20 protein-coding genes are annotated in these 24,777 nt (G+C 48.9%); 3 read left to right on the top strand and 17 right to left on the bottom strand.

The features are described from left to right. Positions 1 to 44: 44 nt before the first annotated feature. The 4 genes from AC2TF5_RS05415 to AC2TF5_RS05400 form a co-directional block, all read right to left on the bottom strand. The gene (locus AC2TF5_RS05415; RefSeq protein ID WP_491301194.1) at positions 45 to 818 is read right to left on the bottom strand and encodes an MBL fold metallo-hydrolase; all 774 of its coding nucleotides are present in this window, start codon (positions 816 to 818) and stop codon (positions 45 to 47) included. 197 nt (positions 819 to 1,015) lie between these two features. Then, on the bottom strand, positions 1,016 to 1,246 hold the full coding sequence (locus tag AC2TF5_RS05410) for a hypothetical protein (protein ID WP_208918060.1): 231 nt from the start codon (positions 1,244 to 1,246) through the stop codon (positions 1,016 to 1,018). After that, entirely contained in the window at positions 1,243 to 2,274 is a 1,032-nt protein-coding gene (locus AC2TF5_RS05405) for a TIR domain-containing protein (RefSeq protein ID WP_491302814.1), read from the bottom strand. The genes AC2TF5_RS05410 and AC2TF5_RS05405 overlap by 4 nt, the downstream gene beginning before the upstream one ends. Before the next feature lie 101 nt (positions 2,275 to 2,375). After that, entirely contained in the window at positions 2,376 to 3,632 is a 1,257-nt protein-coding gene (locus AC2TF5_RS05400; protein ID WP_491301193.1) for a serpin family protein, read from the bottom strand. 209 nt (positions 3,633 to 3,841) lie between these two features. On the opposite strand from AC2TF5_RS05400, the gene AC2TF5_RS05395 reads away from it, so the two are divergent. Further along, positions 3,842 to 4,426: a GNAT family N-acetyltransferase gene (locus tag AC2TF5_RS05395; RefSeq protein ID WP_491301192.1), complete on the top strand. Its 585-nt coding sequence runs from the start codon at positions 3,842 to 3,844 to the stop codon at positions 4,424 to 4,426. 250 nt (positions 4,427 to 4,676) lie between these two features. On the opposite strand, the gene AC2TF5_RS05390 is transcribed toward AC2TF5_RS05395, so the two are convergent. The 7 genes from AC2TF5_RS05390 to AC2TF5_RS05360 form a co-directional block, all read right to left on the bottom strand. Next, positions 4,677 to 5,744: a sulfate ABC transporter substrate-binding protein gene (locus AC2TF5_RS05390; RefSeq protein WP_491301191.1), complete on the bottom strand. Its 1,068-nt coding sequence runs from the start codon at positions 5,742 to 5,744 to the stop codon at positions 4,677 to 4,679. Between the two features lie 29 nt (positions 5,745 to 5,773). Beyond that, complete coding sequence (locus AC2TF5_RS05385) at positions 5,774 to 6,838, bottom strand: sulfate/molybdate ABC transporter ATP-binding protein (RefSeq protein WP_491301190.1); 1,065 nt, start codon at positions 6,836 to 6,838, stop codon at positions 5,774 to 5,776. 1 nt (position 6,839) lies between these two features. Beyond that, positions 6,840 to 7,637 (bottom strand): sulfate ABC transporter permease subunit, encoded by a 798-nt coding sequence (locus AC2TF5_RS05380; protein ID WP_491301189.1) that lies wholly within the window; start codon positions 7,635 to 7,637, stop codon positions 6,840 to 6,842. Beyond that, the gene (cysT, locus tag AC2TF5_RS05375) at positions 7,634 to 8,449 is read right to left on the bottom strand and encodes a sulfate ABC transporter permease subunit CysT (RefSeq protein ID WP_491301188.1); all 816 of its coding nucleotides are present in this window, start codon (positions 8,447 to 8,449) and stop codon (positions 7,634 to 7,636) included. The genes AC2TF5_RS05380 and cysT overlap by 4 nt, the downstream gene beginning before the upstream one ends. A gap of 308 nt (positions 8,450 to 8,757) precedes the next feature. Continuing rightward, positions 8,758 to 9,351, bottom strand: a complete 594-nt coding sequence (locus tag AC2TF5_RS05370; RefSeq protein ID WP_491301187.1) for a TetR/AcrR family transcriptional regulator — start codon at positions 9,349 to 9,351, stop codon at positions 8,758 to 8,760. 5 nt (positions 9,352 to 9,356) lie between these two features. After that, positions 9,357 to 9,989: a YigZ family protein gene (locus tag AC2TF5_RS05365; RefSeq protein ID WP_208918052.1), complete on the bottom strand. Its 633-nt coding sequence runs from the start codon at positions 9,987 to 9,989 to the stop codon at positions 9,357 to 9,359. 100 nt (positions 9,990 to 10,089) lie between these two features. Continuing rightward, the gene (locus AC2TF5_RS05360; RefSeq protein ID WP_491301186.1) at positions 10,090 to 11,445 is read right to left on the bottom strand and encodes a glucose-6-phosphate isomerase; all 1,356 of its coding nucleotides are present in this window, start codon (positions 11,443 to 11,445) and stop codon (positions 10,090 to 10,092) included. Positions 11,446 to 11,666: 221 nt separating this feature from the next. On the opposite strand from AC2TF5_RS05360, the gene AC2TF5_RS05355 reads away from it, so the two are divergent. Together AC2TF5_RS05355 and AC2TF5_RS05350 are read left to right on the top strand one after the other, a co-directional pair. Beyond that, complete coding sequence (locus tag AC2TF5_RS05355; protein ID WP_491301185.1) at positions 11,667 to 12,566, top strand: NAD(P)-dependent oxidoreductase; 900 nt, start codon at positions 11,667 to 11,669, stop codon at positions 12,564 to 12,566. 151 nt (positions 12,567 to 12,717) lie between these two features. After that, positions 12,718 to 13,668 carry a stalk domain-containing protein gene (locus AC2TF5_RS05350; protein WP_491301184.1) on the top strand — a complete coding sequence of 317 codons (951 nt, stop codon included), beginning with the start codon at positions 12,718 to 12,720 and terminating at the stop codon, positions 13,666 to 13,668. 191 nt (positions 13,669 to 13,859) lie between these two features. On the opposite strand, the gene tkt is transcribed toward AC2TF5_RS05350, so the two are convergent. From tkt to AC2TF5_RS05320, 6 genes are all read right to left on the bottom strand, one after another. Continuing rightward, a complete protein-coding gene (gene tkt, locus AC2TF5_RS05345; RefSeq protein ID WP_491301183.1) occupies positions 13,860 to 15,875 on the bottom strand; it encodes a transketolase in 2,016 nt (671 codons plus the stop codon). A gap of 567 nt (positions 15,876 to 16,442) precedes the next feature. Then, positions 16,443 to 17,489 (bottom strand): 2,3-butanediol dehydrogenase, encoded by a 1,047-nt coding sequence (locus tag AC2TF5_RS05340; RefSeq protein ID WP_491301182.1) that lies wholly within the window; start codon positions 17,487 to 17,489, stop codon positions 16,443 to 16,445. A 234-nt stretch (positions 17,490 to 17,723) separates the two neighbouring features. After that, positions 17,724 to 20,747, bottom strand: coding sequence for a VWA domain-containing protein (locus AC2TF5_RS05335; protein WP_491301181.1), 3,024 nt, complete (start codon positions 20,745 to 20,747; stop codon positions 17,724 to 17,726). Continuing rightward, the gene (locus AC2TF5_RS05330) at positions 20,731 to 22,740 is read right to left on the bottom strand and encodes a vWA domain-containing protein (RefSeq protein ID WP_491301180.1); all 2,010 of its coding nucleotides are present in this window, start codon (positions 22,738 to 22,740) and stop codon (positions 20,731 to 20,733) included. Before AC2TF5_RS05330 ends, AC2TF5_RS05335 begins: the two co-directional genes overlap by 17 nt. Before the next feature lie 79 nt (positions 22,741 to 22,819). Then, positions 22,820 to 23,785: a DUF58 domain-containing protein gene (locus AC2TF5_RS05325; RefSeq protein WP_491301179.1), complete on the bottom strand. Its 966-nt coding sequence runs from the start codon at positions 23,783 to 23,785 to the stop codon at positions 22,820 to 22,822. Then, a complete protein-coding gene (locus AC2TF5_RS05320; protein WP_491301178.1) occupies positions 23,782 to 24,771 on the bottom strand; it encodes an AAA family ATPase in 990 nt (329 codons plus the stop codon). The genes AC2TF5_RS05325 and AC2TF5_RS05320 overlap by 4 nt, the downstream gene beginning before the upstream one ends. Positions 24,772 to 24,777: the final 6 nt, after the last annotated feature.

Raw genomic sequence — 24,777 nt, 5'->3', positions numbered from 1 at the left:
GATGAATCGGCTTCGGACAAGGCGTGTCTTTTGACACGTTAAGTTTAGCGGGACAGCTTCACACTCATACCGGCAGCAGCCAGAACCGTTCCTGGAGGAAGATCAATCTGCTGATTAACATCTACACCATGTGACATATGAGTATATACAGTCTTTCGAGGTTTTACCTCAGCCAACAGTTCAGCTGCTTCCTTCATGTCATACACAGATCGGGTTGAAAACTCCGCCGTCTCATGGACAAAGCTTGTACCGAGCACCAAGAGATCCAAATCGTATAGTGGCTTCTTTTCCTCGTCGTTCAGATTAATTGAATCTGAGTTATACACCCAACAAAAGCTGTCCTTCTCCAACCGATACGCATAAGAATAGCCATTCTTTCCATGATTCACCTTCCAGCATGAAATATCCCAACCGCAAAGTGTGATGCCGTCATCTACCTCTGTTATTATCATATGATTCGACAGCCAAGGATACTGCCGCTGGATCTGTTCTAGCACTTCCCGAGGAGCATATAGGCTTCCTTTGACCCTAAGCCATCGGCAGGCATCAGCCCATTCGGGAAGTCCTCCGATATGATCGAAATGTGCATGGGTGATCAGCATATGGTTCACCTGCCGGATTCCGTTTGTCTCCATCATACTCCGCCAATCCGGCCCACAGTCGATCATAAACCTATTCTGTCCGTCCTCCACCATTACCGAAGAACGCAGGCGGCGGTTATTTCCAGAGGAACGCGCCTCAGTACATACCCCGCAATCGCAGTACACACGCGGTACCCCCATGGCATCTCCCGTGCCTAAAAAAGTTAGTGTATCCATGCTGTTCCCCTTCTCCCTATCTAAAAAGCGTATATCAACATACCTCATAGTTAATAGACCACTTGTAGCGGCTATTTTTTGTTGCGTTATAAGGAAGCCCGCTTCTGAAAATCTTCAATAAAAGCCGCCGGCAGTATGCCGAACGGCTTATCATCTCATCTATGATCGCACCGGAAGCCCGGCAGTTTCATTATGAATTATGCAAATGAGGGCTTCTTGTCATCTACCGCTCCGCTGATAACTTTAACATACTTCTTGTCTGTACCTTCTACGGAAGGACCGATATAAATGCTTGATTTCTTCTGTCGTCTCCCAGAACGCTCGCGCGGTTTCAAAGCACCTTCCACAGGAATACTTCCGCGGACCACCCAATGACTGCTGGCGGACCCCAGATTTCCTGCAATCTTCTTTTTCTCATTCCTGCTCATATGGAATCCCCTCCAACTAAATGCCTGATGGTTCGAAGTAGTTCACGATTATGTTCAACGACTTCTCCAAGTTCTTCGTCGGATAGCGTTAGATTTCCTGTTAAATGAACCGATAAAACATGATTTACACCTAAAGGATAGCAGAACACATACACCTGCGCAACTTCCTCTTCGTGATAAAATGCCCATTTACCGCTATTATAGACGTCTATCACGTAAGTCGACTGCTGGGTACCCCTATTACTGTCATTTACGTTAAACGAAAAAAAACGTCCTCTTCCTACATTGCCCCCGATTTGAGCCATTCCATCATTTCCGGATTTCGCCCAAAACGCGGCTCCGGTGACCCGGAAATCTCCTAGCGTAGGCGGAAGCAAAGAATTGCGCACCGCTTCGCTAAGTGCGTGATATTTCTCAGAGAGATCCGTTACATGCACATTACGATTATACTCCCAGAAAAAATGGAGCACACTTTGCTTACGCTTTAGCTCCGCTTCCTTCTGCCTGATGACTTCGGTCGGGTTATTAAAAAATGACTCTGCTTCAATCGCGTTTATGATGTGTCCGCAGGCGACATCCACCGCCGACTTATAATCTTGATCACTCCGCAGCTCGTATTCCAAGAGCGTAAGTCCTTGCAGATCGGATAGAAGATGATATTCTTTTATCGTGACATCCTGAATCAATTGATCGTCAGGCTCCACCTGATCAGGCATGATGCAGAAGACTCGACGCCTTCCTAACCTTCCCCAGAACAACCCCATCTCAAACAGGGTGTTGTCCCTCGTTACGAAAACATGCTTTCCCCGAATAAGAGCTACATCGTCAGGAGAAAATACGAACACGCCGAAGTCACTTTGTTCCAGCTGCCGCTCCAGTGCTTCCATCGTATACGCATTGGCCCCGAATGTTCCACCATACCACGGTGTTACCTGAGCCGTCCTCTTGATCTGTTCATGAATCGCACGGGCATACTTGATGGCTTCTCTGGATGAACCAATGAATAAATTCGGCTTTGGAATGGACATAGGCACATCATATACTCCCCTTGTTGTTCAATTTACTATTATTCGACCATTATAACAAAGTTTACCTATTTCATGGAAAATATTTGATCATTCATTATATGCTAGGGATTGGTGACGGACCCGATGAACAACCAGGTTTCCGTGTCCCGGTCTTCAATCGCGAAAAAAAACGGTCGGTCTGCAATCATCTTAATCGGGGTTTGCAGCGGTGCTGCATCTGTCGGCATATCAATCGATGTGACTGCAGCCGCCTCTGTCCCCTTTTCGTTTACATCCACTACCACTTTATGCTTTACTCTTCCGATATATAATGGCGATTCAGCCATGACGCTAAAATCAGCCGTCTTTGGATCAAAAGCTTTCCGGATTCCAGCTGCCTTAAGCACATCGGTTAGCTCTGCTGACAGCTCAGCCTTAAAACGGGGCAGTTCCAGCTTCACCGTCTCAAATGAATACTCGTCCTGCCATATCGAAGGGTCTTTCCACAGCTCCTTATGCAGTTCATCGAGCGATGACTCTTTGCTCGGGACAACAACGAGCATATGCATCCGTCCGTCCCCATATGGAAGACGCACGGCCTGCCATTTGTCACTTTCTTTGTAACTGAATCCCCGCTCCTGCTTCATCATAGGAACCCTCTTCACGGTCCCATCCGCCAATGTGAAATTCTCTTCTTTTGTGCGTTGGGGATCGAATTCATCCATCCACCCTCCGTTAAAATAAACGGCATTGATTAGGAGAGTGTTTACCTGTGGCGGCTCATTATACAGTTCGGTAATCTTCCCGTTTGTATTCTGATCTACCCAGCTGTTAATTTCCTTAACGGAATCGTCGTGACTTAAATCCGTCATCTTGATTTCTGCGCCGTATGCACCTTTAACCTCATTCAGGTAGGGCTCTTTCATCACAAATCCGTTCTGAATCCATACAGAATTAGCAATATTCAGTGTCACTCCGCCCCCATGTTCCAAGAGCGATTTCAGCTGACGGTTGGCATCATTCACCTTGGCAAGGCCCATATCACTCCAGCCCAGCACCCGCTCCATTTCCTTCGCTGTATCACCAGCACTTCCGTTATAGGCCAAAGCCAGAGCCGCAGATAGGCTGTATGGAGAGATGATGACATTGTCTTCGGTTCCCTGCTTCGATATCTTCTGGTGAAGACGCAGACCAAATGCATTTTGTGCTTCTACGATTTTTTTATCCAATTTATCGAGGACAGCTGTTCTTTCTTTAGGATCAAGTGTTAGTTCCTGTCCCTCTTTCTGTGATTGCTGTTTATCGGTTGACTCATTTATCCCGCAGGCTGGCAATACAAGAAGTATACATAAGCCCCATAGAATCCATTTTCTATTCATGAAAGTCTTTCTCCTCTCTCTTCAGCCATAACATGCTCTTTATATTTTCATATATTTATAAACGTTATTTTTTTCAAGGAAGTTGTCTCCAGACTGAATTTATTTACATGACTCAGAAATAAAGGAATGCAGCTGATGGTTGTTGAAATAGGAACAATTGACATTTTCACCAAATGGATATTGATATGAAGCGGAGGATTTTTCACACGATGAAACAAGTATTCTTACAAGGAAAACGAGTTACCCTACGGACACGCGCCATGGAAGATATGCCGGTGCTGTACGATCTCATTTACGGTTGTGAGAAGCCGGAATGGAAAAAGTATGACGCTCCTTACTTCCCACATGATCACATATCATATGAGAAATTTTTAAAGCAATGGGGAACCGATTTCGACTCGGATGAGCTTCCGGATGACCTGCTCATAGAAGCTGACGGCCAAATTGTTGGAATTGTCACTTATTACTGGGAGAGCAAGGGCACTCGCTGGCTGGAGGCAGGTATCGTCATCTATTCTCCTGATTATTGGAGCGGCGGATACGGCACGGATGCCCTCTCCTTATGGGTGGATTACATATTTGAAAATTCGGAGGTTGGACGGGTTGGAATTACAACCTGGTCGGGGAATCCAAGAATGATGCGATGTGCCGAGAAGATCGGCATGCAGCTGGAAGGCCGTATGCGCCAGTGCCGATACTATGAAGGTGTATATTATGACTCCATTCGGATGGGGATAACGCGGGAAGAGTGGTGCACGATGAAGACCGAATTGTTGCACGATGTACAACAATAGGCGGGAGTTTGACTTGCACTGGGCCGCTTTGTTGCATTAAGTACAACAATATGCCGGAATTTGTCTCGTACTGGACCGCTTTATTGCACTAAGTACAACAATATGCCGGAATTTATCTCGTACTGGGCCGCTTTATTGCACGGAGTAATTGAAGACAAATAACAACGCCCTCTGCGCATACTCGGCAGAGGGCGTTATTTACTTTAGTAACTTTAGGAGGATTAACTGGAGTTTACCCTTACACGCATCATCATATTCCAGCCAACACCTGATACCAGATTCCCCGCTTAGAATAGAGCGTCTCACGAACATGCTCCCACCCGCCGAGATATTCTATATCAAATAGCCCGGGTGGTTGTGGAAATTGCTGTTCACCTTCTCGGTACACAGATTCCTCCACCGGACGGAAACCGTATTTCATAAATACACGCTGCCCTTCCGGTGAATGCAAATATTCCACAAAAGCCTCCGCCACATCAAGCGTTCCATGCTTTTCTGCGTATTGGTGAACGACAGCAGCGGGATTCTCGATCAGCATCGTATATTCCGGAATGACGATGTCATACTTTATACCTTGAGCGATCCGCGCCAGCAATTCATTTTCATACGTGACGATCACATCACCCACGCCATATTCAAACGCCGCCATCGAGGCACGGCCACTTTTGTCGAGAGATTCCACGTTACGGTGCACTTGCTCCAGAAATGCCTTTGCCGCAGCAGGATCCTTGCTTCCCTGATCTTCGGAGCGTTTAAGGCCCGCACCATATATCGCATTAATATCCCACTGCGCACCGCCCGACGTCTTTGGATTCGGGTACAGCACTTTCACATCAGGCCTTACAAGATCATCGAAATCCTGTATTCCCTTCGGGTTGCCTTCCCTTGTCCCGAGGACTACAATCGAGCGGGTAACCATACCGCCATAAGGCTGCTGGTTCCAGTCCTTTTTCACAAGACCGGATTTCACCAGCTTATCCACATCCCCTTCCAGTGCCAGTAGGGTGACATCTGCTTCAAAGCCGCCTGTAATGGAGCGGGCCTGTGTGCCGGATGCCTCGTATGATTCCTGGAAGTTAATTCTCTCGCCAGTTTGCTCAAGCCACATCTCCCGAAAAGCAGGAACAACTTCTGCCATCGCATCCCGGGCCACGCTGTAAGCGCCAATGACCAGTATCCGTTCACCGGGTTGTGCAGATGCCGTCTTTTCATTCACATGGCTGTCTGCACAACCCGCCAGCAACGGGAGAAGCAGGAGAAGCATCATGCCCATCCTAATGCTATATGAACCTTTTACCAACCGATACCGTTTCCTCATCTTCTCCCTTCTCCTTCCTCCCTCACATATCAGATCATGATCGGCATTGGATCAACCTTGAGCCGGTTCTCCTCAATCCAGCTGCTCTCGTCGTTAAACAAATAAGCACGATGTACAAGCACACGAACGTCTTGTCCGGGCTGCAGCGTTTCTTTCTCCAAGGAACGGTAAGTTATCAGCTTCAGTCCGTTCACCTCAACCTCAACAAGCCATTCACTTCCGCGAAAATGCAAATGTTTGACGATACCCTTTTCGGTGGCCGAAAGGATAGGAAACTCATGCTCTCCGCCGATCTCGATATATTCAGGACGGATTAACGCACGTGCTTGTGGTCCGTTCGCGATAGAATCAAATCCTTTCAAATCCGATGCTTTCTCCACAATGGTGGATTCGCCGATAAAGGTCGCAACAAATGGTGTTGTCGGCTCCTTGTAAATATCCCACGGTGTCCCTTTCTGTTCTACCCGACCCTGATTGATAATCATAATCTCATCAGCTACCTCAATCGCTTCATCCTGGTCATGAGTCACAAAAATAGATGTAATGCCTACTCGTTCAATCAATTCCCGGAGCCATGAACGAAGTTCCTGACGGATCTTTGCATCAATGGCGGCAAAAGGCTCATCGAGCAGAAGCAGCTGCGGCTCTGGTGCCAAAGCCCGGGCAAAGGCAACTCGCTGACGCTGTCCACCGGACAGTTGGTGGGGATAACGGCGTTCAAATCCGCTAAGTCCCGTCAATTCCACCAACTCCATCACCCGGTCTTTTATTTTGGCCTTGGGAGCCTTCTTCACCTTCAATCCGAATGCGATATTATCGAATACCGTCATATGCTTGAACAGCGCATAGTTCTGAAACACAAACCCGATGCCGCGTTCTTGGGGCGGTATGTCGTTCACAACTTGACCATGGAAACAGATTTGACCGGAATCAGGGGTTTCGAGTCCTGCCAGCATGCGTAGAATAGACGTTTTGCCGCCGCCACTTGGACCGAGAAGTCCGATTAAATGCCCCTTTTCAATATCGAAGCTGACATCCTTCACAGCATGAAAGGTACCGAAATGTTTGTTCAGATCACGAACTTGCACATGCATATCAATGCACTTCCTTTCTCTTTTTGACCCATTCCATCAAGAGCAAGAGGCCCGCTGAAAAAGCAGCCAGCACCAAGGCAACCCCACTCGCTGCCGCAACATTAAAATTCTCAACATCCTGATATACGAGGGTTGTTGCGGTTTGCGTCCTATTCATGATGTTTCCTGAAACCACGAGAACAGCACCGAACTCTCCCAGTGAGCGGGCAATTGTCAGTACCATCCCATAAACAACGGCCCAACGGATCATAGGCCAGGTTACCTTCCAAAAGGTCATCCAGCCATATGCACCAAGCGTCGAGGCTGCCTGCTCCTGGTCCGAACCGATTTCCTGCAGAACGGGCATAACTTCACGAACCATCAGCGGAAAGGTAACAAACAGCGTTGCAATGACCATGCCGGGGAAAGCATATACGACCTTAAAGCCGGCTCCTTCAAGAAATCCTCCGATAATACTGTCCGGTCCCAAAATAAGTACGATCATCAGACCTCCGATGACGGGTGACACCGCATATGGAAGATCAACAATGCTGTTCAGCAAGCTTTTGATCTTCACGCTGAGCCAACTCGCCCGAACGAGATAAAGGGCCAACATAATGCCGAACAGGGTATTCAGCATTGTCACAATCACGACGATAGATCCCGTCATCAGCAGTGCGTGGATCGCCTCAGGTCTGCCTAGCGCCTTACCCAATCCGACCAACCCGCCGCTGAATGACTCTGTCACGATTTTGGACAGAGGAGCAATCAGAAGAATGAAGAACACAGCATACGTAAGTCCAATTGTTAACTTTCTCACGCCCGTCCCCTCCTCTGCTGCACCCTGTTCATAATCCATAGGACGATAAAAGACAGGGTAAGGAGCAATACAGATACCGCCGCCGCACCGGCTGGATTATCACTTTCTATTTCACCGTAGATGAAGACAGACGCCACGAGTGTTCGTCCCGGAATGTTGCCAGCTACCAGTACAACGGCCCCGAATTCCGCGATTGCCCTGGAGAAAGCCAGCATCCCGCCGCTAATAATTCCCGGGCTCATGGATGGAAGAATCACACGAATGAAAGTGCGGGCCTTTGAAGCCCCCATCGTGTAAGCCGCTTCTTCTTGGGAAGGCTCAAGTTCTTCTAGAAGTGGCTGAACTGCACGTATAACAAATGGAAAAGTCACAAAGACCATGGCAATCACAATAGCGGGCTGATGAAACACAATTTCAAAACCAAGACCTTCCGCAGCCTGCCCGATTAGACTGCCTGGCCCAAGCAGAAGCAGGATCATCAGTCCACCCACCGCCGTCGGCAAAGCGAACGGTAAATCAACGAGACTGTTCAGCAGCGTCCTGCCGGGAAAACGGTACCGGGTCAGCACCCATGCAACCATTGTGCCGACCACAATGTTGATTAGCGCAGAGATGAATCCCAGCTTCAAAGTTAGTAAAACAGCTTTCCATGCGATCGGATCGAGCAGACTGGCCGCAAAATGCTCCCATCCGGCGGAAAATGACTGCACATATACTCCTAAAACCGGAAGGACAACAAGTACGCCAAAATAGAGCAAAATCGTGCTTCTAAATCCCCACATCCAACCTTTATGACGGATCAGCGCTGTCAAGATTCGTACCTCCTGCCTCCGGACAGTCCGGTCAACTTTAAACTCATATTACCCATTAGTATACTTGGTATTAATGTTATAAACACTTTACCAAAAGGAGATTATGGTCGTCAATCCATCTTTTGGACTTATTCGGGGATTTATTTCTGCGAGTTTGACGGACCGAGACAAAAAAAAGACAGGCAGCGGTTTCAAAGCTGGCTCCTGTCTTTAATTCATTAGGAAATTGACGTTTCAACGCTAGAACGAAGTAATTCGGTGAAGTACAAGCTTAAAAAAACTCGCCCCATTACACATTTAAGCGGGGGTTACACTCTGCTGTATAAACTTCGGCACAGTACTTTTACATGAGAGACGGCGGCTGGCTTAATCTCCTCAAAGCTAATCCTGTCCTGAATATAAAACGAAACGAAGCCGTGTATCGACAAAAACAAGGTGAGGGGCAAGTTACGTCTCTCCTCCTCACAATGAACATTATCAAGCAAATGCTGACGAACTAGTGCCGAGAACATATCGAAGCAGCGACTTTGCTCAGAACGACAGTAAGCAAGCAGCTCTTCATCCCTGATCATAAACATGATTTCATACTGATAGGGATTGTTCATTCCGAACCGGACGAATTCAAGCAAAAGCTGTTCCAGCTTAGATACTCCATCACTAGGTGCTTTTCCGGCTGCTTCATTCAGCAATAAGGCAAGATCGTTGAAGTCTTTCATGACAATGGCGTAGAAAAGCTCCGCCTTTTCCTTAAAGTGATAATATAAGGACCCGTGGCTGTAACCCAGGTGCTGCCCGATGCTCCGCATCGAGATGGCCCGGTATCCTTTAGTAATAAACAAATGCCTGGCCGCTTCCAATATACGCTCCCTTGACAACTCCCGTTCTACCGCTCTTCTTGCCATATCATTTATTCCCCTTCAATAAAATAGAACCGCTCTCCCTCCGTAATCACGGACTGTCCCTGAGTTAAATCCACCATCCATTCGATGAAAATGTCTTTCTCCTGATTCAGAGGCAGACAAGTCAGTGTAACCTTATCTGCAAACATCGTCTCACCCATTCGGGTGTTCCGACTCCGTAGTTCGTTCTCCACCTTGCCCAGCCAAGTATAATCCAGTTCAACAAATACTTCCCTGTGAAGCACACGGGTGATGGAATCCCCAGCCTCAATGGCCGCGACAGCACCATCGGTATAGGCTCTGATCAATCCACCTGCCCCGAGCATAATACCGCCAAAATAACGTGTCACAACAATGGCTACATTTTTGAGCCCCTGGTTTCGGATCACCTCGAGAATCGGCTTACCTGCCGTTCCGCTTGGTTCTCCGTCGTCTGACTGCTTCTGGATCTCATCCCGTTCCCCAATCATATAAGCGGAACAGTTATGTGTTGCATTCCAATGCTTTTTCTTCATTTCCTCAATGAATGCGACCGCGGACTCCTCGGTCTCCACTGGCATAACATGCCCGATAAACCGGGATTTCTTAATGACAATCTCTTTCGAACCCGTTGACCTCACCGTTTTGTAACGTTCCAGCATATGCCGATTTCAACCCCTTATTGCCAAGAAAGCAGTTCCCGGCATAAATAAACCGGAAAACTGCTTCCTTCAGCTGTTCTGTCTAATGTGTTAGATGGTGTTATTCGGAAAGTCTGGCTTCGAGCTCTGCTTTTTCTTTCTCGTAACCCGGCTTGCCAAGCAAAGCGAACATATTCTTCTTGTACGCTTCCACGCCCGGCTGGTCAAACGGGTTCACACCTAACAGATAACCGCTAATTCCGCAGGCCTTTTCGAAAAAGTATACCAGATATCCAAAAGAATAGGGAGTGAAATCTGGAATTGTAACAATCAAGTTAGGAACCTGGCCGTCTGTATGTGCCAGCATCGTACCTTGGAACGCTTTTTTATTCACAAAATCCATCGTTTTCCCTGTCAAGAAATTAAGACCGTCGAGATCATCTGGATCGGATTCAATCGTAATGTGGCTCGATACGTTTTCCACCTGAATGACGGTTTCGAAAATATTTCGGCTGCCTTCCTGAACAAATTGACCCATGGAGTGCAAATCGGTGGAGAAGTCCACTGACGCCGGATAAATACCTTTATAGTCCTTGCCTTCGCTCTCGCCATACAGCTGTTTCCACCATTCAGAAACAAAATGGAGGGATGGCTCATAGTTGACGAGAATTTCGATGCCTTTACCTTTGCGGTATAAAGCGTTACGGACAGCTGCATATTGATAAGCTTCATTCTCCGCTACGTTCGGGTTGCTGTATTCCTTGGAGGCGTCAGCTGCACCCTGCATCATTTCTTCAATATTGATACCTGCTGTAGCGATCGGCAGCAGACCTACAGCGGTCAGAACGGAATAACGTCCACCCACATCGTCTGGAATAACAAAGGATTCATAACCTTCTTCATTCGCAAGCTTCTTGAGTGCGCCTTTTTCTCTATCGGTTGTTGCATAGATGCGTTTGCGTGCTTCTTCCTTGCCGTATTTCTTCTCCAGTGCTGCACGGAAAATACGGAAAGCGATAGCCGGCTCCGTAGTTGTACCGGATTTGGAGATGACGTTCACGGAAAAGTCCTTGCCGTCAATAGCTTCAAGCAGGTGGTTTACATAAGTGGAGCTAATATTGTTACCTGCAAAATAAATTTCCGGCGTTTTGCGCTTATCTTTCGGAAGTACGTTGTAGAAGGAGTGGGACAGCATTTCGATAGCTGCGCGAGCACCGAGGTAAGAACCGCCGATACCAATGACGATCAGAACTTCAGAATCACTTTGAATCTTCGCAGCAGCCTTCTGGATCCGTGCGAATTCCTCTTTATCATATTGAGTCGGCAGGTCGATCCATCCAAGATAATCCGAGCCAACGCCGGTTTGATTATGTAACTGATCATGAGCCAGACGGATCGGCTCAGCCAAATAATCGATCTCATGCTGGTTAAAAAAAGATAGAGCCTTGCTGTAGTCAAACTTAACTTTTTTCGACATTAGTTTACAGCCTCCTGATTTGTCTTGTCTTGTAGAGAGAGTCAACATTTATAATAGAATACTTTAATTTGCTGGAGTGATCAAGTTTCGCCTCCGAACTGTCAAGTTTATCGATATGGTATAAAACACCTGCCCGCTCCGCAGCATCGAGGTGTGGAATATACCATAGTCGCGTGTTAAGATTAACGCGTTCGAAGAAATTACATATGAAGGTGATATTTATGAAAAAAATCGCATTTATAGGCCTTGGCACCATGGGTGCTCCCATGGCTTCCAATCTGCTTAAACGAGATTATGAAGTAACGGTATACAACCGTACAGATGAGAAATGCCGCCCGCTCGCAGAACAAGGGGCTTCTACCTCCCCAACCCCGCGAGAAGCCTCGGAAGGAGCCGACGTTGTCATTACGATGGTGAGCAACGATGACTCCGTACGTAACGTTTTTTATGGCGAGAACGGCATCCTCTCATCATTATCCGAAGGCATGACCGTCATCGACTGCAGCACCATCTCACCGGACCTCGTTAAGGAAATCGCTACGGCGGTATCGGCTCAAGGTGCTTCCTTCCTTGATGCACCTGTCACGGGCAGCAAGCCAGCGGCTATCGACGGCACCCTCGTATTTATGGTCGGTGGAGATGCAGCCGTGATCGAAGCTCAAGCTGATGTGTTCGATACCCTCGGCAAAAAGGTCATTCACATGGGGCCGAACGGCAGCGGTGCTGTAGCCAAGCTAGCCCATAACACGATGGTCGGGATCAACAACCTTGCCTTGGCCGAAGGGTTTGCCATTGCAGCCAAATCCGGTATCCCGGCTGACAACTTCCTGGAGCTCGTTCAGCTTGGATCGGCAGCAAGTAAAGCCGCAGATCTGAAAGGTCGTAAAATCATTGAAGGTGATTTCAGCAACCAATTTTCTCTCGCCCTGATGCTCAAAGATCTGAAACTTGCCTCTTCTCTTACAGACGGAATCGGCATGCCTTCACCTATGTTGAACCTGGCAAAAAGCCTGTTTCAAGCAGGTGCAAGTGAAGGTTACGGGGAAGAGGATCTCTCGGCTGTCGTGAAATGTTACGAAGCCTGGATCGGTCAGACCATCGGCGGACAAAAAGAACAGTAATCATGACAGGCTTACACCTGCCTTCCTCGATGTCACTCCTTGTATTTCAAGGAATGACATCGAGGAGGCTTTTTATTATCCGGATATATATTAATGCTGCAACTTTTTCTGGTATATAACGTTAAACACACCGAAGGGAGGAATTACCATCATGAAATTCAAAAGACTCAAAATACTGGCTACAGCTGCCGTCCTAGCAGCAATTTTGACGCCCTCGTTCAACACCCAACAAGTGGAAGCTGCCTCAACCACGGTTTCCGTTTCAGCTCCTATGGCCTACATTAACAGTGATAAAGCCTACGGAGAGGTGTTGGTCCGAGAAGGAAACATCTTCGTCACTCTAACCGACCTTAAAGGGCTCGGAGACTATCACTACCAGTACGACAAGGTGAAAAAGCAGGTAAGCATCACCGGTAAAGACACCAAGATTGTTATATCTGCTGGCAGCAAAACACTTCAAAACAATGACACAAAACTAACTTTAAAGGTCGCACCGTTTCTCCACAAAGGAAAGATGATGATTCCGTTGCGGGCCGTAGCTGATGCATTCAGCGCAAAGGTATACTGGAATGGTCCTGCCAAGGCCGCATATGTAACCAAGCCCCGTTCCGAGACGATTGCCGATTTAAAGAGCAAGGATCTTTCCACCGCACGGAATGCAGCTATAATGGTTCCGCACATATCGAAGCTTCCTCAAGCAGAGCTTGAGAGGACTTATATGGAAATGCAAAGTTTCAACTATTACTTCCCTAGAGGTGAGTGGGATAAATACTTTATTCTTGACAACGATCTTGCCAGTTATTTTGAAATTGACAATAATACGGCCGAATTAAAATGGCAGGCCAAGGTTGATAACAATAACAAGAAGCATAGCAACTTATTCTTTCTTCCGGCTGGTTTCAAGAAAGAAATCGGAACACAGCCAAACGTTAAAGACTGGATTATTGCCCAATTTAGCTTTCACTACCCTGTCGGTGAAACCTATTACAGTCTGATTAACAGCAAAGCTACACTCGCTGGCGGTGGAGTAGAACTGGACAATCATGATCCGTCATACAAAGGCGTTATCGTCGATATTCCCGAGGAGTCCGGTAGGAAATAACACCAAAATATCGTAGCATAATACGGATTCAGGGTTCTTTGTCCTGAACCCGTTTATACTGCCGAGAAAGCGATCGAAGCCCACAAATCATGACCGACTCTCTCCCCTCAAAATATGTATATATAGATCGACACCCGCAACATTTGCGGGTGTCGATGTCTATCCAATCATGATGTTGAACGTTATGGTGATTAGAGCAGCGATTTCACGCGGCTAACCACATTTTCTACTGTAAAGCCATATTCTGAAATCACACGATCGCCAGGAGCCGAAGCACCGAACGTGGAGATGCCCAGAATAGCGCCTTTATCTCCAACATAACGCTCCCATCCGAACGGATGAGCCATTTCCACAGCAAGGCGAGCTTTCACGTCAGGCAGTAGAACAGAATCTTTGTAAGCCTGATCCTGCTGATCAAAGAGATCCCAGCTTGGCATGCTGATCACACGAACCTGAATGCCTTCCTCAGCAAGCGCTTCTTGTGCTTTCACAGCCAGTTGAACTTCGGAACCTGTCGCAATAATCTGCGCCTGTGCCTTGCCTTCCTTCGCATCAGCTACAACATAAGCACCACGCTTGATACCTTCACGTGCGTTATCAGCCGTAGCTTCAAGAATTGGCAAGTTTTGACGAGTCAATACGAGTGCTACAGGACGATCCTGGTTCTCTGCAGCATAAGCCCATGCAGCTGACGTTTCGTTCGCATCCGCAGGACGGATAACAGTCAGACCTGGAATAATACGCAGGGATGCAAGCTGCTCGATCGGTTCGTGAGTCGGGCCGTCTTCCCCAACTGCAATACTGTCATGTGTCAATACATAAGTTACTGGCAGCTTCATAATCGCAGCCAAACGTACAGCCGGACGCAAATAATCCGTAAATACGAAGAATGTGCCGCCGAAAATTTTAAGTCCGCCGTGGAGAGCAACACCGTTCATAGCAGCTGCCATTGCAAATTCACGAACTCCATAGTAAACGTTACGTCCTTCGTAGCTGTTAGCTGTGAAAGAAGCCAGGCCGTTCAGATGTGTCATTGTGGAGCTCTCGAGGTCGGCAGATCCGCCCAATAAATTCGGTACGCCTTCAATCAAGCCATTCAGAGCTTTACCGGAAGCAATACGGGTAGATACCGCTTTATCTTCCGTCGTGTATTTCGGCAGATCCTTATCCCAGCCTTCAGCCAGCTCGCCGGATACAGCTTGTTCAAACTGTGCTGCAAGCTCAGGATAAGCTGCTTTGTATTTCTCGAACTGCTCTTCCCATGCTTTAAAGGATGCAATTCCGCGCTCTTTTACAAGTCCGAAATGCTCACGAACCTCTTCTGGAACATAGAAATCCTCTTCATAAACCCACTTGTAGAATTCTTTTGTCAGCTTGGCTTCCTCAGATCCGAGCGGAGATCCGTGAGTACCGCCGTGACCGCCTTTACCTTGCTTGTTCGGGCTTCCGTAACCGATAACGGTCTTCACTTCGATCAGAGTCGGACGGTTCAGGTCAGCCTGGCCTTCCGTAATAGCTTTCTCAATCGCAGGCAGATCGTTACCGTCTTCTACGCGAAGTACTTGCCAACCGTATGCTTCAAAGCGCTGTGCTACATTTTCAGAGAATGCAAGATTCAATTCACCATCAAGTGAAATATCATTGGAATCATAAAGCATGATCAGCTTGCCTAGCTTCATGTGACCTGCCATAGAAGCTGCCTCAGCAGACACACCTTCCATCAAATCACCGTCACCACAAATGCCATACGTGAAATGATCAACGACCTTAAAGTTATCTTTATTGTAGACTGCGCCCATGTGAGCTTCAGCCATAGCCATACCAACAGCCATTGCAATACCTTGACCCAGTGGCCCTGTCGTTGCATCAACACCAGCGGTGTGGCCGAATTCAGGGTGGCCCGGAGTTTTGCTGCCCCATTGACGGAACTGCTTCAGATCTTCAATGGAAAGATCATATCCGCTCAGGTGAAGCAGGCTGTATAACAGCATCGATCCGTGACCTGCGGATAATACAAAACGGTCGCGGTTAATCCATGTAGGTTGGTCCGGGTTATGGTTCATCGTTTTGGCAAACAGTTGGTAACCCATAGGTGCTGAACCCATCGGCATGCCGGGATGACCGGATTTAGCTTTTTCGATGGCATCAATAGCCAGTGTCCGAATTGTAGCAATGGACAAGTTGTCAATTGTCTGATTAGTTGTCATGATTCGTCCTCCTCAAATGCGGTGCTTGAATTCCGTTCCACCTGTGATGATTCTTGGGATATAGGCAGTTAGGAATGTTGAGAATATCATTTTGACTCTTATTGTATCATCTGTGCCGTTTCATTTCCATAAGACAATTTTCATTTCTTATAGTGCGTGTTCAAAAAGGTCGGTAGCGGACTTTTTGAACAACCTCTTATATTGAGTCGATAGTCCTTCATGCATTATGTCCCTTATCTGAGGGGTTATAACCGGAAGCAGTCGGTTTGAAGCATGTTAAAATAAGGCGATTACATGAATATTATGTATGCAATGAGGCTCAAATCCAAAATAAGTTCTTGACTAGCTAATCGCCGTTAATCGATAGTGATTAGTACGAGACAAAACCCCGGGCGGAACACGTGACGGACTTACATTCCCCTATTTGCTACAATCGACGAGTTTTGCAATCGTTACGGACTTTAAAATCACGAGATAAGGTAGCAGTTTACTCCGATGCTTTACGTCTTATCTCTAAAGAAAAAACCGGAATCCCATTTTTTCTTGGAATTCCGGTCCGTCATTTCTCTATTCGGCTTTGACGAGGATTTTCACTTGATTTCTTTCTCTGAGCAAACCTTCAAAGCCTTCGTCGATCACTTCATCCAATGTGATTCTCTTGGTCACCAGTTTATCCGCAGGGAAATAACCTTGTGCCATCAGGCTGATCACGGCCGGGAAAACATCCCGGTATCCGATAATCCCTGTTACGGTACGTTCTTTTAGCACGATATCTTGCGGGTGAATGGATGCCTCTTTTTCAAAAATGCTGACGATCATCGTTTCGCCGCCGATTTTAGTTGATTTGATCGCCTGAGTCAGTACCGGTGGTACGCCGGTGACTTCATAGGAAACATCAACTCCGCCGTTTGTCCGCTTATGAATTTCCTCAACAGCATCATATTGTTTCGGATCGATGATGATTGCACCTAGCTCAGCTGCTTTTTGCTTACGTTCTTCTGAAAGTTCAACCGCATAAATCTCGGATGCTCCGGAAGCTTTCAGCGCTTCAATGAGAAGTAGACCGATAGGGCCTGTCCCAAATACTACCGCTTTGTCGCCAACCTTCAATTTGCTGGAGCGCACCGCATGAAGAGCTACCGCAGAAGGTTCAACAAGAGCCCCCTGCTCATAAGATACAGACTCCGGTATTTTATGAATCATTACCTCGGGTACAGCTGCGTATTCAGAAAAACCGCCACCACCGCCGGCTAGTCCATAAAAGCCCATTTTGTCACACAGATTATAATGTCCTTGCTTACATGCCTGACATGTTCCGCACGCATAAATCGGCTCGACAACGACCCGATCTCCAACACTTGCTCTTGTTACGCCTTCTCCAACTTCAACCACTTGTCCAGAAAACTCGTGCCCCATTACAATAGGCGCTTTATCACCGCTGAGGGGGTGAGTTTCCAGAGGGATAAAGATCGGCCCTGCCGTATATTCGTGCAAATCACTACCGCATATACCGCACCATTCCACTTTTATTTTAACCTCGCCCTTGGAAGGCTTAGGTTCCTCAATGTTTTCCAATCTCAAATCTTTGACAGCATGCCATCTCAACGCTTTCATCAAAATCATCTCCCGATGGGTATTTGTTGGAACGCTTGCCTAAACAAGTCTACTCTCTATTTCAAATTTTAACAAATGCAATTCTTTATACTTATGTTATTAAACTGAGTAGCTGGAATTTACTTGATAATAAGAAAATAATAACAAAAAAACTCCCGTCTTTCAGGTTTATGACCCAAAGACGGGAGCGGAAAGCTTACATTATACTGTAGATAACAAAGGAGTTAGTCTATACTAGCGTGAATTACGGTTTTTCGCCTTGAGCAGGCGGTCCATTGCGGAACCGCTCTGCTCTTCTGCCTCCAGAGCCTTGCCGCCGGATGATTTCGGCGGCGGCGGTGGAGGCGGCGGGCCTGCGGAGCGCCCGCCCGTACCCCCGGCCGGCTTCGCCGAGGCCGGGAGTTTCTCCCGCTGCGGCATCTTCGGCCGCTGCGGAACACGCGCCTCCGGCGGGGCCTTACGGCCCATCGCCGGAGCAGACCCGGGAGCCGGCGCGGTTCCCCCGCCCCCGGCTTCCCCGGTGCCCGCGCCGCGATCACGCGGCTGCTCGGGCACGGACCCGTCGGCAGCAGGCGGCTTGGCGGAGCCGCCGCTGCTGCCGTAGAAGTTCGCGGCGCGGTCTTTGCGCGCCGCGAGCCGATCGAGACCGGCGTCACGCCCGGTCTCGGCGGCTGTAGCCGGCCGCCTGCGGAGCTTGGCGGCCAGACGTGCGCCGATGGCGGCCCATGGCAGAGCCAGGCGCCGCACGGCGATGTCGGCGACCCACAATAGGAGGGCCGCCACGAGCAACGGGTAGCTCCAGTCATGGAGCACCTGCCGGGATGTAGCCTCGCGGTCGAATACCTCCTCCGGCTTATCCCAGGAAAGAACACGGCCGCCGGTCATCTCGGCCAGCTTCTTCAGTCCATCTTCCCCGCTGCCTGAAGAAATTCGGTACTCCGGCGAATAAGGAACAACAAATCCTGTGCCTGGCGCCGCTTGAACCGAATTGCCTTCACTGACATCTTCAAGGGACATTAGGAATGCCCCAGGTTTCGACACGTTCACCTCTCCAGTATAACGCCCAGGCGCTTCCTGAATCAGTTCCACTGTCTGTTCTCCGGCCTCGTCACCAGCCACTTTAGCAACGAGCTTCTCCGGTGGGTTATCGCTATCTGACACGACCTGCAGCTTAACCTGATTGCCTGCTGCTGTCGTTGTCACCTCAAAAGGTGAGGAAGCAAATTGCGGGAAAGTCCACTTTACAATTTCAGTTAATGTGTTAGCAAACGCAGGCCAGGACACCCACTCCTTCGACCATTTTCCGCTCAGATCACTCGTCCATGCAACAGTTCTTCCAGAACCGTATTGCCATCTAGCAAGAATCGGATCCGGTTCCGGGCTGGTTAACACGGTCTGTGCTGAAGCTTTCGGTGTCGTTGCTACGTACCCGTACAATCCCGGCAGCCCTTGATCGAACAGTGAGGCCCAATCCCCCGCATTTTGCATGGCAGGTACAAATGGTTTATCCACGATGTATGATTTGGCCATCAATACCGCCTCACGGCTGAATACAGCAGGAAGCGTCGTTTCATCCTCTACATAGTAATATCGGCCTTTGGCCGCATCCGCGAGGGATTGCAGAAGGTTCGTGTCCGAGTCCATCCCGACCGCGACCGATGATAAAGTAATTTTATTGTCCACCATGGTTTGGGTCAGCTCATCATAACCGGATTGGACAGCAGACTGCCCGTCGGTCATGAGAATAATATGCCTTCTCTGTGCTTTAATGGTCAGCATCTCATCCAGTGCCGAAGAAACGGCGGGATAAATATTCGTTCCTCCCGCACTCGGAATGGAACTGATGGCGTTCAGCACTTCCTCCTTATCCCCAAGCTTCTGAGGCGGAACGACCCACCATGGACTATCATCGAAGGCCACCACACCCACCGTATCTTTGGAACGCAGCAGCTCTACCGTGCGCATGGCTGATTCCTTGGCCAGTTCTATTTTATTACCAGCCATACTGCCAGAACGGTCAATGACTAGGATAAGTCCCAGTGATGGAATTTCCCGTTTGCCTTCAAGTTCCATCGAGACAGGAAGCGCCTTTTCGATCGGGGTTTTGAAATAACCACCCATTCCGAAGCTATCGTCACCTCCGGCCATCATAAATCCGATACCGAAGCTTCGAACTGCCTGTTCGATCATCTCCATCTGCTTGCCACCCACATTGCTGCCAGATACATTATTAAAAATAATACTGTCATAAACAGCATATTTCGCTGCTTCCAATGGCAGCATATGGGGCGAAATCACTTCGGTCCCGATCATTCCGGACTCCAGGGCAGCCGCGATGTTGCCGGACGTTCCCGGTGTACCTTCGACAATCAGCACCTTCGGCGGACCGTCCACGCGAGTGAAGTCAAACCCTACGTTGTTGGCAGAGGACTCATCGCCATCCATGAAAATTTCAGCTCGATACCTATGAAGACCCGGTGACTTGGCAAGTCCCTTTACTGCAAAACGATTCTCACCAGGTGATACTTCAACCACTTCCCGACCAATTTCTCGATTGTCCTCATAGATACGGAGTTCACCGGCTGTCTTGAACGTGCTCTTGATCATCACTTCAACATAAAAGGATTCTGCCTGATACAGCTTATCCGGCACACGCAACTCCTCAACTGCCACATCCCGTATTTCTCTTTGGGGAACCGGGAGAACGTCCACTGCTATACCACGATCCTTCAGCAGCCTTCCTGCCGCCGCCATACTCCCGACATTTTCCTCCCCATCAGAGAGAAGAACAATTCGGGAATCAGCCGTACCTTCAAACAGATTCCCTGCCAGTTGAAGACCTGATTCAAGGCTCGTGAATTTTCCCTCGAGTGCCGCATTAAGGGATGCTCCTGCTTCCCCGGAAAGGGAAAGCTTCCGTTCTACCGCACCTTCAAGGCCGGTGGAAACAATAGCCGTACCGTCCTTCTCCCCTTTGGCATCCATGGACTTTCCAATCCATTCACTGAGTCTGGACGTATCTCCCATACTGTCAGACCGGTCTGCCAAATATACAACCTGTTTATCCCGCAGTATCGTAAATCCGTGAAGTCCCGATAGCACAAAAATAAGTAATATAATGACAAAAGTCCGTAGAGTCAGTGCCAGCTTCTTGCGAAAACCGCCCAGCCGGAAATCCGATTTATAAGCATAGTAGAGAAATGCTCCAGCTGGAATCAACAGCAGAAGAAACCACGGACTACTAAATTGAACGCCCACGCTGGTACACCCCCCATTCTGCCGCAATCACGGCAAGTGAAAGCGCCGCAAGCCAAGGTATAAGCGACGCTGCAGAAGCACCTGCATCTTCTGTAGCGCTGACTGCTTCACTATTTTTCTCCCCATCTACCTGTCCCGCAGCGGTACGGCTTACGCTAGGACCCTTATCTGCTGACCAATCTCCTTCATAAGGATCGGATGTCACTGCCAGCCAGTGGCTCACCTTCTCCCCTGCTTTATTCTCTTGTTCAAAAGCATATAATCCGGGTATTTCCGGCACTGTCTGGGCCGGGGAATATCCCTTCTCTGTACGTACAGCTTCGGATGGTTGGAAACCAGACTGCAGCGCCATTCCGCCCTTCGGAACCCAGACTGCCTTCACGGTATCCGCCGCAACCGGAATATCGGCCGTAGCTCCCGCCATATAACGTCCCAATCCGCTTCCCTTTCCAGATGTCATCCACTTCAGAGCGTTATTGACGAGCACCGGAAATTCAGATGATAACGGGAGATCACTGTCCTGCAGCAGAAATCCAAAGGATAACCGTGAATGTCCTCCCTCCTTGCCCGCATAAACGAGCGGCGTATCCCCAATCTTGATGACTGGCTCGCCCCATGCCGGATTTTCATCCAACAGGTTACCGATGTATACACCCGACAAGGAAACATAGGACGTTACCGGGTGGTTGACCATTACCGGCCGGCCTCCGGGATTCGCTATTTTCTTCCCTTGCGTGCCGATTGTCCACAGCGGAGTTTTGGCTATTAGCGTTGCCCATTCCCCCTGACGATAAGCTTCCGGCATCGGTCCATCCATCACGATCAGATTGTAATTACCTTCCGGTACGGGTACTGCATTGCTCTGATCTTCAGCACCCTTCTCTTTACTATTCGTAGAATCGGAATCCCCGCTATTGTTCACGGTGACCCGGGTAACTTCAGCACCGCTTAGCTGCAGAGCCTTTTCCAGAAACAAATTGCCTGGTGTGAGGAGCAGCACCCTTGAGGTTCCATGCTTCATCCCAAATGCATAGCTCTCATTATCAGCGGTATAGCCGTCTTCTTCCGCCAGCTCCAGACGATACACCTCGGCAAAGGGAATATCCGCAAAAGATAGGGTTGCCTTAGCCCCTGATTGTACTTCAATCTCCCTGCTTGTCAGGAGCTTGTCATCACCGTACAAGTTGGCCTCCACCGGCATCGGCTGTGCCGAATTGCTGCTGATAACAGCTACAGCTGTATTGGAAACCCCTGCTGTATCTTTGTTTGAAATACCGAACTGTTCTATTGCGAAATTAAGAGGAGTTCCCCCGGTAATTTTCTCAACCGAGACCGGAACATTGAACACCGTTTGAGTCGTATCTTCCTTCCACTGTCCGTCCGTGAACACGACAACTTCGACGTCACTTTCTTCTCGGGTCAGCGCCGAAGCCAGCGACAGTGTCTCTCGATAGGAAGCCTGTCCATAATAAGGCTGCATTTCATCTACAGCCTTCAGAAACTTATCCCTGTCACCTTCACGGGATAAAAGGGTGACCGGCCTTGCCCCTACAGTCAACAGGGTAATATCTTTTCTCTTACCTTGATCTTTCACGTATTCCTTCATCCGATCCTTAAGCAAGTCCATTCTAGAAGAGCCATTCTGATCCTCTTTCTGATTCGTTACACCGCCCAGAGGTTTTACCTTCGCGCTCATGCTGCCCGAGGTATCCGCGACGATAACGATATGCTGGCTGCCGCTTCCGGACACCCACAAGAAGGGCTGCATCAGTGCGAAGATGAGTAGAGCCGCTGCCAGCAGCTGAAGCCACAACAGAAGCCGGTTTTGCAGCTTCTGCCAAGGCCGGTTGGCCTCCAAGTTGCGGAGTACCCGGTCCCACAACAGATGGCTCGGCACTGTCGTATCTACATATTTCCGCTTAAACATATACATCAGTACGATAGCCGGCAATGCAAGCCCGAACCATAGACTGAGCCATGATTGAATCCCCAAAAAGTCCTCCTCCTTAAACCCACTGCTCCCGGTAACGCCTGCGACCCCCCACAAATGTAAACAACAAGCTCGCAGGCACCTACCCTTTAACCAGTCCCGCACCAGCAAGAATGCCGAACACCGCTTCCTGCAGTGGCATATCTGCTGGAATGAGCACATAGGTCACACCGCGCTCCGCACATACCCTGGCTAGCATTTGGCGATAGTTCTCAAATTCCTCCCGGTAAGCATCCAGCACACGGCCGGTCACAGCCACCTCTTTACCTGTCAAACTTTCACTATCCACCAGACGTAAATCTCCGGAGAGGCTCGGCTCCAGTTCCTCTCTCGATAGTACATGCACAAGTACGGTTTCCTGACCGGCTCCTGACAATAGTGACAATGATCTTGACAGTTCCTCTTCGCCGCCTTCCAGCCAGAAGTCCGAGAAGATCCAGGTCATGCCTGACAGCCTTGGCAATGCTCCAGGTACCGACAGTGCCGCTGCCAAACTTCCGTCACCACCGGTAGGGGCCTGCTGCAAATGCGAAAACAATCGATGCGCAGCACCCTTTCCACGGAGAATCGGCAGGCGTGAATCCAGTGTACGGCTGTAACAAGCTACCTGCAGTCTGTCATAAGACGAGAGTGCCATATAGCCAATACTCGCTGCTAATTGCCTAGCCAACATCCATTTGGCTCCGCCTGAGTCCATTCCTCCGGATACAGGCGTACCTGAGGATGTAGAAGAATCCAATAAAGATGTTGAAGTTCTTGCGTTCATGGATGCAGAACAATCCACATAGATGCTGACCATCAGCTCCTGCTCATCCATGAATTGTCGTACAAACGCTTTGCCTGTTCTGGAATAGACACCCCAATCAAACCTGCGCACATCATCACCAGGTGCATAAAGACGATAATCTGCGAACTCAAGCGATGAACCGAGACGGCGGGAACGCCGCTTTCCTTGCAGCGTGCCGGCCACTCTGGTTCTTGCCCCCAGGCTGAGCCGCTCTAGGCGAGTCAGCCACTCGGGCGGAAGCAGATGTCCGGCCCCGCTCACGCTGATCCCTCCAATTTATCCAGCACGGCTTGAATAACACTGTCTGTTGTAACGCCCATCGCTTGCCCTTCAAAATTTAAAAACAACCGATGGCGAAGCGCAGGCAGCGCGGCAGCGCGAATATCGCCTGTAGATAGATGCATTCTTCCGCTGAGCAGTGCACGTACCTTGCCAACGGATATAATGGATTGAACTCCCCGCGGACCAGATCCGAAGCGGACATATTTACGCACCTCCTCAGGTGCGGATGCTTCTTCTGGATGGGTCATCATTAATAGTCTGACCGCGTAGTCGAGAATTTCCTCAGCGACCAGAACCTCTTTAGCACCGTGCTGAATTTCCAGAAGCTCTTCGGCGGACATCTGTTTCTGAACTTCTGTCTCGTGCGAAGACGTTGTTCGTTTGACGATTTCCTTCAACTCATCCGCACTTGGATACGAAACTTCAATCTTCAACAGGAACCGGTCGAGCTGTGCTTCCGGCAGCGGATAGGTCCCCTCGTTCTCAAGAGGGTTCTGGGTTGCCAATACGAAGAATGGTTTAGGCAGCCGATGCGTCTCACTGCCTACGGTAACTGTCTTTTCCTGCATCGCCTCAAGCAGCGCACTCTGTGTCTTTGGTGTGGCACGGTTAATCTCGTCAGCTAGCACGATGCTTGCGAATAAAGGCCCTTTTTGGAATGACATCCCTGTGCTTCCCTGCTGGCCGAAAGAGAGAATATTCGTCCCTGTAATATCGCTCGGCATCAGATCCGGTGTAAATTGAATACGCGAGAATGACAGATCGAGTGCTTCGGACACCGTCCGTACGAGCATCGTTTTGCCCAGTCCAGGGATACCTTCCAGCAAAGCATGCCCTCCGGCAAAAATACACCAAAGCATCTGCTCCACAACTTCCTGCTGGCCGACGATAACTTCACCGATCTGCTCTCTCAGCTTTGATATTTTCTCCACCCATTCCTGCGGTTTAACTGTGATTTCAGACATAGACCG

The organism is Paenibacillus sp. JNUCC 34 (genome assembly GCF_058269055.1).
The sequence above is the reverse complement of the archived record's forward strand: the minus strand, read 5'-3'. Positions and strand labels throughout refer to the sequence as shown.

What these genes read in the sequence shown, in the direction of transcription:
- AC2TF5_RS05415 (WP_491301194.1), bottom strand. Translation starts at nt 818, where the DNA reads ATGGATACACTAACTTTTTTAGGCACGGGAGATGCCATGGGGGTACCG.
- AC2TF5_RS05410 (WP_208918060.1), bottom strand. Translation starts at nt 1,246, where the DNA reads ATGAGCAGGAATGAGAAAAAGAAGATTGCAGGAAATCTGGGGTCCGCC.
- AC2TF5_RS05405 (WP_491302814.1), bottom strand. Translation starts at nt 2,274, where the DNA reads ATGTCCATTCCAAAGCCGAATTTATTCATTGGTTCATCCAGAGAAGCC.
- AC2TF5_RS05400 (WP_491301193.1), bottom strand. Translation starts at nt 3,632, where the DNA reads ATGAATAGAAAATGGATTCTATGGGGCTTATGTATACTTCTTGTATTG.
- AC2TF5_RS05395 (WP_491301192.1), top strand. Translation starts at nt 3,842, where the DNA reads ATGAAACAAGTATTCTTACAAGGAAAACGAGTTACCCTACGGACACGC.
- AC2TF5_RS05390 (WP_491301191.1), bottom strand. Translation starts at nt 5,744, where the DNA reads ATGAGGAAACGGTATCGGTTGGTAAAAGGTTCATATAGCATTAGGATG.
- AC2TF5_RS05385 (WP_491301190.1), bottom strand. Translation starts at nt 6,838, where the DNA reads ATGCATGTGCAAGTTCGTGATCTGAACAAACATTTCGGTACCTTTCAT.
- AC2TF5_RS05370 (WP_491301187.1), bottom strand. Translation starts at nt 9,351, where the DNA reads ATGGCAAGAAGAGCGGTAGAACGGGAGTTGTCAAGGGAGCGTATATTG.
- AC2TF5_RS05365 (WP_208918052.1), bottom strand. Translation starts at nt 9,989, where the DNA reads ATGCTGGAACGTTACAAAACGGTGAGGTCAACGGGTTCGAAAGAGATT.
- AC2TF5_RS05360 (WP_491301186.1), bottom strand. Translation starts at nt 11,445, where the DNA reads ATGTCGAAAAAAGTTAAGTTTGACTACAGCAAGGCTCTATCTTTTTTT.
- AC2TF5_RS05355 (WP_491301185.1), top strand. Translation starts at nt 11,667, where the DNA reads ATGAAAAAAATCGCATTTATAGGCCTTGGCACCATGGGTGCTCCCATG.
- AC2TF5_RS05350 (WP_491301184.1), top strand. Translation starts at nt 12,718, where the DNA reads ATGAAATTCAAAAGACTCAAAATACTGGCTACAGCTGCCGTCCTAGCA.
- tkt (WP_491301183.1), bottom strand. Translation starts at nt 15,875, where the DNA reads ATGACAACTAATCAGACAATTGACAACTTGTCCATTGCTACAATTCGG.
- AC2TF5_RS05340 (WP_491301182.1), bottom strand. Translation starts at nt 17,489, where the DNA reads ATGAAAGCGTTGAGATGGCATGCTGTCAAAGATTTGAGATTGGAAAAC.
- AC2TF5_RS05320 (WP_491301178.1), bottom strand. Translation starts at nt 24,771, where the DNA reads ATGTCTGAAATCACAGTTAAACCGCAGGAATGGGTGGAGAAAATATCA.